Source organism: Chromobacterium rhizoryzae (assembly GCF_020544465.1).
Taxonomy (GTDB): Bacteria; Pseudomonadota; Gammaproteobacteria; order Burkholderiales; family Chromobacteriaceae; genus Chromobacterium.
On the sequence record NZ_CP066126.1, the window covers coordinates 4,870,965 to 4,883,478 of the forward strand.

The following is a 12,514-nucleotide window of genomic DNA, read 5'->3' on the forward strand; positions in this document are numbered from 1 at the left end:
TTGGGCGGCTTCAGTTTGGCTTGCCACTAAAACAAACTCAGTGGAGGGATTTCTGGCGCCAACCGGAAACCCTCCATTTTCATTTGTGGTGCACAAGTTGTTGGTGCTGCTATCGAATTAGCGTTTACATGCTTTTGCTCCAGCCCAGTGTGATTGAGAAAAGGTGTAACGGGTCAGTTGACAAAACGCCAATTACCGGTATACCATGAGGCAATATCGGGGTTTTTGCGTTTTCGTATAAAACAAAAGAATCCGCATTCTACTGTGCACTCTCACCCCAAAGCAAGGGCACACGTTCGCTCAACAGTTCTGTACGCACGCACACAACCGGCCTGCTGCAATGCCCTCGCTTAACTCAGCTTGCAAACCGCCAAGCCATCACGCATAACGTCCTTTGCTCACTCCGCTTCGCCATCAGCTCCCTTCTTAACCCACATGCGAGCCATCACACCAACCATTGGCAGAAACAGCCGACCTTCCTACAATTGAGCTACGCCAACGCTGATAGCAGGGTCCTTACCCATTCCAGGCGGCGAGAGCTCTCCTATAAAAATGTAGGTATTTACAGCGTAAACGATAGACGTAAATTTCTAGAACACAAGGAAATTTGTGAGCGAAAAAATTGCTCCTTGGGCAAGCTTGGCTGCCCGTGTCGTTCGCGTTGCCCTCATGCGAAAAGATGTGGGCTATGCCGAGCTCGCCAGGCGGTTAGCTACTACATTTGACATGCACGAAGACGAAAAAGCGCTGGCGTCTCGTGTCGCGCTCGGAAGGGTACGCCTGGCGTTGTTCCTGCAGATTCTTCATGTGATTGATGCCGAGCCGCCTATGCTTTGGCGAACAGCATTTGATGTTGCAACCCCTTGGGAAGAGCGTGCTAAAGCTGTCATTCTTAGCGAAATCCGTCAAATCCCACCGGTGAGCATCGATGAGCTTGCCGCTCGGCTCACCACGCTTGGCGCCAGCTTCACACAGAAGACCCTCGCCGCTCACGTAACGTCTGGAAATCTATTCCTACCCGACTTCCTACGATGCCTCGTTATCCTGCGCAGCAGAAGTTTGGACGCCTTTATTGAATACCGAGACTTGGTTTCGACCGCAGCATCCACACCTGCAAGCGGCGACTAAACAAACCAAGCATCATTGCCATGCCCCCAGCGTCGTCACTCGCTCCTCGACGAAAAAGTACGTATTAACTTACATTTTTACAGCAAGCTGCCACCCCTGTAGACCCCATTCCCAACGTCAGTCAACAGCCCTTACCAGCTATACCCCCATCGCAGGCTGCAGACCACACATCATCCAAGACGCCCAAGACGGAGGAGCCCAGATGGCCATCTCCCTGCACAACCGAAGGCGTGGGTTTTAAGCTATACGGATACAGCCCATACATGTGCTACTCATAAAATCCGCTTGTGAGTCATACCGAAGACGTGAATGCCACCGTACCGAGTAGGCAACGCTACGGCAGCAAGAGGAGGTTAGGCGGTGGCGCCCAGGGCGAATTCTAAAAAGAATGGGGGGGTGCTTCTTGTGCAATTCTGACGGGAAATGTCGCGACAAATAAATACGTTGGGAAGCAATGCTGGCGTGGGTTTCCGGGCAACTGAGGCTACGAAAACCCACGCTTCTTCGAAACTAAAAACCAACGTTTCTATTTACCGCTTACACACTAGTCAATGCCTGGCGCAAACCTCACTCCACCGTCACGCTCTTGGCTAGGTTGCGCGGCTTGTCGACGTCGGTGCCGCGCGCCAGCGCCACATGGTAGGCCAGCATCTGCACCGGGATGGCGTGCACCACCGGGCTGAGCACGCCGACATGGCGCGGGGTGCGGATCACGTGCACGCCGTCGGATTCGCTGAAATGACTGTCCAGGTCGGCGAACACGAACAGCTCGCCGCCGCGCGCGCGCACTTCCTGCATATTGGATTTCACCTTTTCCAGCAGCGCGTCATTGGGGGCGATCACCACCACCGGCATGTCTTCGTCCACCAGCGCCAGCGGGCCGTGCTTGAGCTCACCGGCCGGGTAGGCTTCGGCGTGGATGTAGGAGATTTCCTTCAGCTTGAGCGCGCCTTCCAGCGCGATGGGGAAATGCAGGCCGCGGCCCAGGAACAGCGCATTGTCCTTGGCGGCGAACTTGTCGGCCCAGGCCTTGATCTGCGGTTCCAGGTTCAGCGCATGCTGCACGCTGCCCGGCAGGTGGCGCAGTTCGTCCAGGTAGCGCGCCTCGTCGGCCGCGCTGACCTTGCCGCGCATCTTGCCCAGGGTCACCGCCAGCGCGAACAAGCCCACCAATTGGGTGGTGAAGGCCTTGGTGGAAGCCACGCCGATCTCGGCGCCGGCGCGGGTGAAGAACACCAGTTCGCTGGCGCGCGGAATCGCGGATTCGCGCACATTGCAGATAGACAGCGCGTAGCGGTGGCCCAGTTCCTTGGCGTATTTCAGCGCTTCCATGGTGTCCAGCGTCTCGCCGGATTGGGAGATGGTGGTCACCAGGTAATTGGGGTTGGCCCAGGCGCTGCGGTAGCGGTATTCGCTGGCGATTTCCACATCGCACTGCACGCCGGCGATGGTTTCGATCCAGTATTTGGCGGTCAGGCCGGCGTAGTAGCTGGTGCCGCAGGCCAGGATCTTGACGCCTTCCAGCTGCGGCAGCACTTCGCCGGCGCGCTCGCCGAACAGCTCGGGATTGAAGCCGTAGTCCTGCACCGCGTCTATGGTGTCGGACAGCGCCTTCGGCTGTTCGTGGATTTCCTTCTGCATGAAGTGGCTGTACGGGCCCAGTTCCAGCGAGGCCAGCGACACGTCGGACACGTGCACCGGGCGTTGCGCCGGCTGGTCGTCCTTGTCCAGCAGTTCCACGCCGTCGCGGGTCAGCCGGCCGATGTCGCCCTCTTCCAGGAAGATCACGCGGCGGGTGGCGGACACGATGGCGGAGACGTCGGAGGCGATGAAGTTCTCGCCGTCGCCCAGGCCCACCAGCAGCGGGCAGCCCATGCGCGCGCACACCAGTTCGTCCGGGCGGTCCACCGCGATCACGCCGATGGCGTAAGCGCCGGTCAGCTCGCGGCTGGCGCGCTTGACCGCGTCGAACAGGCTGTCGCCGGCCTGGTAGTAGTGATGCACCAGGTGAGCGATGACTTCGGTGTCGGTCTGGGATTCGAAGGCGTAGCCCAGGCCTTTCAGGCGTTCGCGCTGCTCTTCGTGGTTTTCGATGATGCCGTTGTGCACCACGGCGATCTTGCCGAAGGATACGTGCGGGTGGGCGTTGGGTTCGGTGACGCCGCCATGGGTGGCCCAGCGGGTGTGGCCGATGCCCAGCTGCCCTTGCAGGCTTTCTTCCGCCGCGGCGTTTTCCATCTCCGCGACACGGCCGACGCGGCGCACGCGACGGATGGCGTCGCCGGCCAAGACCGCCACGCCGGCGGAGTCGTAGCCGCGGTATTCCAGCCGCTTCAGGCCGTCCACCAATACCGGAACCACATTACGCGCCGCGATGGCGCCGACAATGCCGCACATTACTTTCTCCTTGGACTATCAGCGGGCGAGGACGCGCAGATCAGCGCAATGCCCTTCGCCTGAATTTGGGTTCTGGCCTCCGCCGACAAGGCGTCGTCGGTCACCAGGGTATGAATGCGCTCCCACGGCAATTCCAGATTGGGGATGCGCCGGCCTATCTTTTCCGACTCCACCATCACGATGACTTCGCGCGCCACTTCGGCCATTACGCGCGACAAGCCCACCAGTTCGTTGAAGGTGGTGGTGCCGCGCTCCAGGTCGATGCCGTCCGCGCCGATGAACAGCTGATCAAAATCATAGGAACGCAGCACCTGTTCCGCCACCTGGCCCTGGAAGGATTCGGAATGCGGGTCCCAGGTGCCGCCGGTCATCAGCAGCGTGGGTTCGTTCTCCAGCTCGCGCAGCGCGCCGGCCACGTTCAGGGAGTTGGTCATCACCACCAGGCCGCGCTTATTGCCCAGCAGCGGGATCATCGCGCTGGTGGTGGTGCCGCTGTCTATGATCACGCGGTTGTGGTCGCGCAGCCGCTCGGCGGCGGCGCGGGCGATGGCGATCTTTCGTTTTGAAACCTGCTCCGCGTCTTCTTCGACCACCATCTCCGACGGCAAGGACACCGCGCCGCCGTAGCGGCGCAGCAGCAGGCCGCCGGTTTCCAGCAGGGCCAGGTCTTTGCGTATGGTCACTTCGGAGGTGGAGAAGCGCTTGGTCAGCTCGTCCACGCTGACCTCGCCGCGTTCCTGCACCAGGGCGGCAATAGCGTGACGGCGTTGCTGAGTGTTTCGCTTGGTCATTTTATGTTTCGTTTCGAAAGTTTCGCGATCATAGCAGCGCCGCTTCGGCTTTGACAAGCGCCGGCCGCGGAAGCGTCGCGCCGCGGCAAGGGGTTGTCGCAAGAATGCCGCCATGAAAAACGGCGCCCATCCTCCAAATCAGGAGAATGGGCGCCACTTAGCCGGGAAATGGAGTCAGTCGGTCTTTTTCTGCGGCCGCTTCCAGCCCGGCACCGTGACCTGGCGCGCGCGCGCCACCGTCAGTTCGCCGGCCGGCGCGGTCCGGCTGATCACCGAGCCGGCGCCTATGGTGCTGTAGGATTCCAGCGTCACCGGCGCCACCATCAGGGTGCCGGAGCCGACGAAGACGTTGTCGCCGATCACGGTCTTGAATTTGTTGATGCCGTCGTAATTGCAGGTCACCGAGCCGGCGCCCACATTCACCTTGCCGCCGATCTCGGCGTCGCCGATATAACTCAGGTGGTTGACCTTGGAGCCTTCGCCGATCACGCTTTTCTTCACTTCGACGAAGTTGCCGATATGCACGTGGCCGGCCAGTTGCGCGCCGGGGCGCAGCCGGGCGTAAGGCCCGATCCGGCATCCCTCGCCCACCACCGCGTCTTCCAGATGCGAGAACGGCGCGATCTTGGTGCCGGCGGCCACTTTGACGTTTTTCAGCACGCAGTGCGCGCCGATTTCCACCTGCTCGCCCAGCTCCACCACGCCTTCGAACACGCAGCCCACGTCTATGCTCACGTCCATGCCGTGGCTGAGTTCGCCGCGGATGTCGATGCGCGCCGGGTCCGCCAGCGTGACGCCGGCTTCCAGCAAGGCTTGCGCCTGGTTGCGCTGCAAGATGCGCTCCAGCTCAGCCAGCTGCACCTTGTTGTTGACGCCGGCGGCTTCCCAGCTGGCGTCCACGCTGGCGCTGTCCACGCTCACGCCGTCCGCCACCGCCAGGGCCAGCACGTCGGTCAGATAGTATTCGCCCTGGGCGTTGCCGTTATTGAGCGCGGCGAGCCAGCCGGACAGCCGCGCATTGGGCAAGGCCATCATGCCGGTATTGATTTCACGGATCGCCAGTTGCGCCGGCGTACAGTCCTTGTGCTCGACGATGGCCTGGAGCTTGCCGTCCGCGCCGCGCACCATGCGGCCGTAGCCGCTGGCGTCGTCCAGCACGTCGGTCAGCACCGCCATGCCGGCGCCGGCGGCGCCGGACAAGCGATGCAGCGTGTCCGCCTTGGTCAGCGGCACATCGCCGTACAACACCATGGTCTTGCCGTCCTTCGGCAGGTGCGGCAGGGCCATCTTCAGCGCGTGGCCGGTGCCCAGCTGCTCGGCCTGCTCGGCCCAGATCAGGTCCGCGTCCGGGATGGCCGCCCGCACCTGTTCGCCGCCGTGGCCGTACACCACGATCAGACGCGCAGGCTTCAAGGCGCGCGCGGTGCGGATCACCCGCGCCAGCATCGGCTCGCCGCCTATGGGGTGCAATACCTTGGGTTTGGAGGAGTACATGCGCTTGCCCTTGCCGGCAGCGAGAATGACGATGCTGAGACTGTCCATGGTTTTTTCACGACTCGAAAACGGAAAAAGGCTGCCACTTGCGTGGCAGCCTACTATACACGATTACATCTCTTATCAGTGGGCGCGCTTCTTGAGGAAATCCAGCGCCTTCAACTCCGCGATGGCCACTGCCAGAGCAGCGTGCGCCTTCGCGGTGGAGAGGTCGTCGGTGGCGCGCTTGAGAGAATCCTCCGCAGCGCGTTTTGCCTCATTGGCGCGGGCCTCGTCGAGATCCTCGCCGCGAATCGCCGTATCGGCCAGCACGGTGATCAGGCTGGGCTGCACTTCCATCATGCCGCCAGACACTGCCACCAGTACTTCTTCGCTGCTGCCCGGCACTTTCAGACGCAGCACGCCGGGCTTGATACGGGTCAGGAGCGGCACGTGTTGGGGATACACACCGATCTCGCCTTCGGTAGCCGGCGCAACCACGAACTCAGCTTCGCCGGAGAAGATCATTTGCTCGGTGCTGACCACTTCCACACGCATCTTGGACATCAGCCCTCTCCTTAGTTAAGGGTCTTGGCTTTCTCGGCAGCTTCTTCAATGGAGCCAACCATGTAGAACGCTTGTTCCGGCAGATGGTCGTACTCGCCAGCGAGAATGGCCTTGAAACCCTTGATGGTTTCGCGCAGCGGCACGTATTTGCCCGGCGAGCCGGTAAATACTTCAGCCACGTGGAACGGCTGAGACAGGAAGCGCTGGATCTTACGGGCGCGAGCCACGACCAGTTTGTCTTCCTCGGACAGTTCGTCCATACCCAGAATCGCGATGATGTCGCGCAGTTCCTTGTAACGCTGCAGCGTGGACTGCACGCCACGGGCTACCGTGTAGTGCTCGTCGCCTACCACCAGCGGATCCAGCTGACGCGAGGTGGAGTCAAGCGGATCCACCGCCGGGTAGATACCCAGCGAAGCGATGTCGCGCGACAGAACCACGGTGGCGTCCAAGTGGGCGAAGGTGGTCGCCGGGGACGGGTCGGTCAAGTCATCCGCAGGCACGTATACGGCCTGGATGGAGGTGATCGAGCCATCGCGGGTCGAAGTAATGCGCTCTTGCAGACGGCCCATTTCTTCCGCCAGCGTCGGCTGATAGCCCACGGCGGAAGGCATACGGCCCAGCAGAGCGGATACTTCAGTACCGGCCAGGGTGTAGCGGTAGATGTTGTCCACGAAGAACAGCACGTCGCGGCCTTTGCCGCTTTCGTCTTTCTCGTCGCGGAAGTGCTCGGCCATGGTCAGACCGGTCAGGGCCACGCGCAGACGGTTGCCCGGCGGCTCGTTCATCTGGCCGTACACCATCGCCACTTTGTCCAGTACGTTGGAGTCCTTCATCTCGTGATAGAAGTCGTTACCTTCACGAGTGCGCTCACCAACGCCGGCAAACACGGACAAACCGGAGTGTGCCTTGGCGATGTTGTTGATCAGTTCCATCATGTTCACGGTCTTGCCCACGCCGGCGCCGCCGAACAGGCCCACTTTGCCGCCTTTGGCGAACGGGCACAGCAGGTCGATCACCTTGATGCCGGTTTCCAGCAGGTCGGTGGCGGGGGACAGTTCGTCGAACTTCGGAGCGGGCTGGTGGATGGCGCGGCGAACATCGGTCGCTACCGCGCCGGCTTCGTCCACCGGGTTGCCCAAGACATCCATGATGCGGCCCAGGGTGGCGCTGCCCACCGGCACCGAGATCGGTGCGCCGGTGTTGACTACGCTCATGCCACGCTTCAGGCCGTCAGAGCTGCCCATGGCGATGGTGCGCGCTACGCCGTCGCCCAGCTGCTGCTGGACTTCGAGCGTCAGGTCGGCATCAACCAGCTTCAGGGCATCATAAACCTTTGGCATGGCGTCGCGCGGAAACTCCACGTCGATCACCGCGCCAATGATTTGTACGATTTTACCTTGGCTCATTATCGGTTCCTAAACATTAAACTTTTTCAGTCTGCGACGGCTTACACCGCTGCGGCGCCTGCCACGATTTCAGACAATTCGGTAGTGATCGCCGCCTGACGAGCCTTGTTGTACACAAGTCGCAGTTGCTTGATCGTGTTACCGGCGTTGTCCGTGGCGGATTTCATCGCCACCATGCGGGCAGCTTGCTCGGAGGCCATGTTCTCGGCCATCGCCTCGAACACAACCGACTCGATATAGCGTTTGACCAGGAACTCCATCACGGCAAGGGCGCTCGGCTCGTACAGGTAATCCCACGAGTGCGAGTGCTCCACCACCATGTGTTCCGAGGTCAACGGCAGCAGCTGTTCAGTCGCCGGCTCCTGCTTCATCGTGTTGATGAAACGGGAGTAAACGATGTAGAGCGCGTCCAGTTCGCCTTCGGCGTACTGCTTGAACAGCACCGTAAGCGGGCCAATCAGTTTTTCCATCTTCGGCACATCGCCGAGCTGGGTTGCGCTGGCCACAACGTTGAGGCGCGCGCGCTGGCATGCCGCCAGGCCTTTTTGGCCCAGGCAGCAGACATCCACTTCGATGCCCTGGTCCTGCAGATCCTTGACTTGGGCGAAGAAGCGCTTGAGCGTGTTCACGTTCAAGCCGCCGCACAGGCCCTTGTCGGAGGTCATCAGGATGATGCCGGCGCGTTTGACTACGTCGCGGCTTTGCAACAGCGGGTGCTCAAGATCCGTGTTCGCCTGAGCAAGGTGCGCCATGACTGTGCGCACCTTCTCGGCGTAAGGACGGGCAGCGCGCATACGCTCTTGCGTTTTGCGCATCTTGGAGGTCGCCACCATTTGCATTGCGCGAGTGATCTTCTGCGTGTTTTGCACGCTTCGGATCTTGGTGAGAATCTCTTTGCCGACTGCCATTCCTGAACCTTTCCTAGTAACTGTTTGCGTTAACCGAAAAGACTCAGTTGTAGCTGAAGCCAGCCTTGAACGATTCCATCGCCTTGGCCAGGATTTTCTCGTTGTCGCCGGACAGATCGCCGGAAGCGTTCACCGCGGCCAACACGTCGTGGTGGTTCGCGCGCACATAGGCGAGGAACGCCGCTTCGAAAGCCAGGGCTTTCTTCACCGGAACGTCTTCGTAGCTGCCCTTGTTCACCGCCCACAGGGTCAACGCCATTTCGGCGGTGGCCAGCGGCAGGAACTGCTTCTGCTTCATCAGCTCGGTAACCACTTCGCCGTGTTGCAGTTGCTTGCGGGTAGCCTCGTCCAGATCGGAAGCGAACTGCGAGAACGCAGCCAATTCACGGTACTGGGCCAGGGCCAGACGGATACCGCCGCCCAGCTTCTTGATCACCTTGGTCTGCGCGGCGCCGCCAACGCGGGATACCGAGATACCGGCGTTGATGGCCGGGCGGATGCCTGCGTTGAAGAGGTCGGTTTCCAGGAAGATCTGACCGTCGGTGATCGAGATCACGTTGGTCGGCACGAAGGCGGAAACGTCGCCGGCCTGGGTTTCGATGATAGGCAGCGCGGTCAGGGAACCGGTCTTGCCTTTCACTTCGCCGTTGGTCAGCTTGGCCACTTCGTCTTCATTGATGCGGGAAGCGCGTTCCAGCAGACGGGAGTGCAGATAGAACACGTCGCCGGGGTAGGCTTCGCGGCCCGGCGGACGGCGCAGCAGCAGCGAAATCTGACGGTAGGCGACAGCCTGCTTGGACAGGTCGTCGTACACGATCAGCGCGTCTTCGCCGATGTCGCGGAAGTATTCGCCCATCGCGCAGCCGGAGTACGGGGCGATGAACTGCAGCGCGGCGGCTTCGGAAGCGGTCGCGGCCACCACGATGGTGTGGCCCAGCGCGCCGTGTTCTTCCAGCTTGCGCACCACGTTGGCGATGGAGGAGGCCTTTTGGCCAATCGCCACGTAGATGCACACTACGCCGGTGCCTTTTTGGTTGATGATCGCATCCAGCGCCACCGCGGTCTTGCCGGTCTGGCGGTCGCCGATGATCAGCTCGCGCTGACCGCGGCCAACCGGAACCATCGAGTCGATGGCCTTCAGGCCGGTCTGCATCGGCTGGGATACCGATTGACGCGCAATCACGCCCGGCGCGATCTTTTCGATCGGGCTGGACAGCTTGGCGTTAACCGGGCCCTTGCCGTCGATAGGCTGACCCAGGGCGTTGACCACGCGGCCAACCAGTTCCGGACCTACCGGAACTTCCAGAATGCGACCGGTACAAGTAACTTCGTCGCCTTCCGAGATGTGCTCGTACTCGCCCAGAACCACGGCGCCGACAGAGTCGCGCTCCAGGTTCATCGCGAGGCCGAAGGTGTTGCCCGGGAATTCGAGCATTTCACCCTGCATCACGTCTGCCAGGCCATGGATACGAACGATGCCGTCGGTCACGGAAATCACGGTACCTTTGGTACGGGTTTCTGCGCCTTCGGCCAGGTTCTGAATCTTCGCCTTGATCAGATCGCTGATTTCAGAGGGGTTCAACTGCATGATCTCTCCTAATTCTTGAGGCTTACTGCCATGGCTTGCAGTTTGCCGCGCACGGAAGCGTCGATGACATCGTCGCCTACCAACACACGAACCCCGCCGATCAGGTCAGGGTTGTCACGCACATCAATCCGTACGGATTTGCCGTACTTCTTGGAAAGCGTGTCGGTCAGTTCGGCTTGCTGTGCATCGTTCATTGCAAACGCCGTTTCCACCACGGCATCCACAACGCCTTCCGCTTGCGCCTTGAACACTTCAAACTGTTCGGCGATTTGCGGCAGCAGCGTCAAACGGTTGTTCTCGATCAGCGCGGCCAGAAAACGTTTTACGTCTTCGTTGCCGCGCGCGCCCAGAACATCCAGCATCAGCGCCTCAAGCTCTTGTGCGGTATGTTTCGGATTGGTGATGACGGCTTCCAAATCCGGGTTCTTCACCATGGCAGCCAGCCACGACAGCGATTCCGACCATTGCTGGGTGGCGTGCTGCTCGGTGGCGAGGCTGTATACCGCTTCGGCATAGGGCCTAGCTACGGTAATGAGTTCTGCCATGAGTTAATTAAAACTCCGCTTTGATGGAGGCAAGCAGATCAGCGTGCTTGGCCGAGTCGATCTCTTTGCGCAGGATCTTCTCTGCGCCCGCAACCGCCAGGTCGGCCACTTGCGCGCGCAGGGTTTCCTTGGCGCGCAGGACTTCCTGATCGATCTCAGACTTGGCGTCGGCCACAATGCGCGCGCCTTCAACGCGTGCGGCATCCTTGGCTTCATCCACGATCTGGCTGGCGCGCTTTTCAGCGGCCATCACGATTTCGGTCGCTTGCTGTTTGGCCTTGCGGAGTTCGTCCGCAACGCGCTTTTCAGCGGCTTCCAGATCTTGCTTGCCACGCTCGCCGGCGGCCAGGCCGTCTGCGATGCGCTTGGCGCGCTCATCCATCATGTTGGTAAGCGGAGGCCAAACAAACTTCATGGTGAACCATACCAGGATGGCGAACGTGATCGCCTGGCCCAGTAGTGTTACGTTGAATTCCACGCTTGTTTTCCTCCAGTAGTATTACTGCAACAACCAATTCCGCTTAAAAATTAAGCGCCGGCTTTCAGAGCGGCCAGGGCGGCGGACAGGAACGGGTTATTGAAGGTGTACAGCATGGCGATACCAACACCGATCATGGAGATGGCGTCAAGCAGACCGGCCAGAATGAACAGTTTGGTTTGCAGAACCGGGATCATTTCCGGTTGACGGGCGGAGGACTCGAGGAATTTGCCACCCAGGATGGCAAAACCCAGAGCAGTACCGATGGCGCCCAGGCCAATGATCAGGGCAGCGGCCAGTACGGTCATGGACTGGATCTGAGAAACGAGTGCTTCCATTGTGTATCTCCTAAGACTTAATCAAGGATGGTTGGTAAAAAAGCTAAAAAAACAAAGGTAAAACAAAGAAACCGGTATTAGTGCGCTTCCACCGCCAGGCTCAGGTACACGATGGTCAGCATCATGAACACGAAGGCCTGCAGGGTGATGATCAGGATATGGAAGATCGCCCACGGCGCACCCAGCAGCCATTGCAGGCCCCAGGGCAGCAGCGCGATCAGGATGAAGATCATTTCGCCGGCGTACATATTGCCGAACAAACGCAGGGACAGCGAAATCGGCTTGGCCAGCAGTTCCACCATCTGCAACAGGAAGTTGGCCGGAGCCAGCAGGATCTTGCCCACGGTGCCTTCCGCGTGGAAAGGCGCGGTGAACAGTTCTTTGGTGTAACCGCCCACGCCCTTGGCGCTGATGGAGAAGCCGATGATGCAGAACATCACGGACAAGGACATCGCGAAGGTGGCGTTCACGTCGGCGGACGGCACGACGCGGAAGTAAACATGATGCGGCTCGGCGCCGAAGAAGGTGTAACCCACCCACTGGGCCAGCGTCGGCAGCAGATCCACCGGCAGCAGGTCCATGAAGTTCATCAGGAAGATCCAGCAGAAAATGGTCAGCGCCAGCGGAGCGATCACCTTGCTCTGGCCGTGGAATACGTCGCGCACCTGCTTGTCCACCATCTCCACGATGCTTTCCACAAACAGCTGCAGCCGGCCCGGATTCTCCAGCTTGGCCTTGCGCGCCACGACAGCGAACACGCCGGCGAAGATGAAGGCGAGAACCAGCGAAATGGAGAAGGTATCAAGGTGCAGGCTCCAGAAGCCGGCGGAAGGATCCGAATTCCAGAAGGTGAGGTGGTGCTTGATGTAGTCAGTTGCGTTGCTTGCCATCG

At 60.4% G+C, this 12,514-nt stretch carries 12 protein-coding genes; 1 reads left to right on the top strand and 11 read right to left on the bottom strand.

Annotated features, from left to right (window positions below; all coding sequences use genetic code 11):
- The first annotated feature begins 609 nt into the window (after positions 1 to 609).
- Positions 610 to 1,128: a DUF6471 domain-containing protein gene (locus JC616_RS22210; protein WP_227105513.1), complete on the top strand. Its 519-nt coding sequence runs from the start codon at positions 610 to 612 to the stop codon at positions 1,126 to 1,128.
- A gap of 567 nt (positions 1,129 to 1,695) precedes the next feature.
- On the opposite strand, the gene glmS is transcribed toward JC616_RS22210, so the two are convergent.
- The 11 genes from glmS to atpB all read right to left on the bottom strand — a co-directional run bounded on the left by glmS (position 1,696) and on the right by atpB (position 12,512).
- Positions 1,696 to 3,525 (bottom strand): glutamine--fructose-6-phosphate transaminase (isomerizing), encoded by a 1,830-nt coding sequence (glmS, locus tag JC616_RS22215; protein ID WP_227105515.1) that lies wholly within the window; start codon positions 3,523 to 3,525, stop codon positions 1,696 to 1,698.
- A complete protein-coding gene (locus JC616_RS22220) occupies positions 3,525 to 4,316 on the bottom strand; it encodes a DeoR/GlpR family DNA-binding transcription regulator (RefSeq protein WP_227105517.1) in 792 nt (263 codons plus the stop codon). Before JC616_RS22220 ends, glmS begins: the two co-directional genes overlap by 1 nt.
- Before the next feature lie 174 nt (positions 4,317 to 4,490).
- The gene (gene glmU / locus JC616_RS22225) at positions 4,491 to 5,858 is read right to left on the bottom strand and encodes a bifunctional UDP-N-acetylglucosamine diphosphorylase/glucosamine-1-phosphate N-acetyltransferase GlmU (protein WP_227105518.1); all 1,368 of its coding nucleotides are present in this window, start codon (positions 5,856 to 5,858) and stop codon (positions 4,491 to 4,493) included.
- 75 nt (positions 5,859 to 5,933) lie between these two features.
- On the bottom strand, positions 5,934 to 6,356 hold the full coding sequence (locus tag JC616_RS22230; RefSeq protein WP_019103740.1) for a F0F1 ATP synthase subunit epsilon: 423 nt from the start codon (positions 6,354 to 6,356) through the stop codon (positions 5,934 to 5,936).
- Between the two features lie 11 nt (positions 6,357 to 6,367).
- Complete coding sequence (gene atpD, locus JC616_RS22235; RefSeq protein WP_019103741.1) at positions 6,368 to 7,765, bottom strand: F0F1 ATP synthase subunit beta; 1,398 nt, start codon at positions 7,763 to 7,765, stop codon at positions 6,368 to 6,370.
- Between the two features lie 41 nt (positions 7,766 to 7,806).
- The gene (gene atpG / locus JC616_RS22240; protein ID WP_048410022.1) at positions 7,807 to 8,673 is read right to left on the bottom strand and encodes a F0F1 ATP synthase subunit gamma; all 867 of its coding nucleotides are present in this window, start codon (positions 8,671 to 8,673) and stop codon (positions 7,807 to 7,809) included.
- A gap of 43 nt (positions 8,674 to 8,716) precedes the next feature.
- Entirely contained in the window at positions 8,717 to 10,261 is a 1,545-nt protein-coding gene (atpA, locus tag JC616_RS22245) for a F0F1 ATP synthase subunit alpha (protein WP_107800956.1), read from the bottom strand.
- Between the two features lie 8 nt (positions 10,262 to 10,269).
- A complete protein-coding gene (locus JC616_RS22250) occupies positions 10,270 to 10,806 on the bottom strand; it encodes a F0F1 ATP synthase subunit delta (protein WP_043589588.1) in 537 nt (178 codons plus the stop codon).
- Positions 10,807 to 10,813: 7 nt separating this feature from the next.
- Entirely contained in the window at positions 10,814 to 11,284 is a 471-nt protein-coding gene (locus JC616_RS22255; RefSeq protein WP_048410019.1) for a F0F1 ATP synthase subunit B, read from the bottom strand.
- 50 nt (positions 11,285 to 11,334) lie between these two features.
- Entirely contained in the window at positions 11,335 to 11,622 is a 288-nt protein-coding gene (gene atpE / locus JC616_RS22260; protein ID WP_019101091.1) for a F0F1 ATP synthase subunit C, read from the bottom strand.
- A 77-nt stretch (positions 11,623 to 11,699) separates the two neighbouring features.
- Complete coding sequence (gene atpB / locus JC616_RS22265; protein WP_048413016.1) at positions 11,700 to 12,512, bottom strand: F0F1 ATP synthase subunit A; 813 nt, start codon at positions 12,510 to 12,512, stop codon at positions 11,700 to 11,702.
- Between the last annotated feature and the right edge of the window lie 2 nt (positions 12,513 to 12,514).

Excerpts from the sequence above, each read along its gene's own strand:
- atpG (WP_048410022.1), bottom strand. The coding sequence starts at position 8,673 with ATGGCAGTCGGCAAAGAGATTCTCACCAAGATCCGAAGCGTGCAAAAC.
- JC616_RS22230 (WP_019103740.1), bottom strand. The coding sequence starts at position 6,356 with ATGTCCAAGATGCGTGTGGAAGTGGTCAGCACCGAGCAAATGATCTTC.
- atpE (WP_019101091.1), bottom strand. The coding sequence starts at position 11,622 with ATGGAAGCACTCGTTTCTCAGATCCAGTCCATGACCGTACTGGCCGCT.
- glmS (WP_227105515.1), bottom strand. The coding sequence starts at position 3,525 with ATGTGCGGCATTGTCGGCGCCATCGCGGCGCGTAATGTGGTTCCGGTA.
- JC616_RS22250 (WP_043589588.1), bottom strand. The coding sequence starts at position 10,806 with ATGGCAGAACTCATTACCGTAGCTAGGCCCTATGCCGAAGCGGTATAC.
- atpB (WP_048413016.1), bottom strand. The coding sequence starts at position 12,512 with ATGGCAAGCAACGCAACTGACTACATCAAGCACCACCTCACCTTCTGG.
- glmU (WP_227105518.1), bottom strand. The coding sequence starts at position 5,858 with ATGGACAGTCTCAGCATCGTCATTCTCGCTGCCGGCAAGGGCAAGCGC.
- atpD (WP_019103741.1), bottom strand. The coding sequence starts at position 7,765 with ATGAGCCAAGGTAAAATCGTACAAATCATTGGCGCGGTGATCGACGTG.
- JC616_RS22220 (WP_227105517.1), bottom strand. The coding sequence starts at position 4,316 with ATGACCAAGCGAAACACTCAGCAACGCCGTCACGCTATTGCCGCCCTG.
- atpA (WP_107800956.1), bottom strand. The coding sequence starts at position 10,261 with ATGCAGTTGAACCCCTCTGAAATCAGCGATCTGATCAAGGCGAAGATT.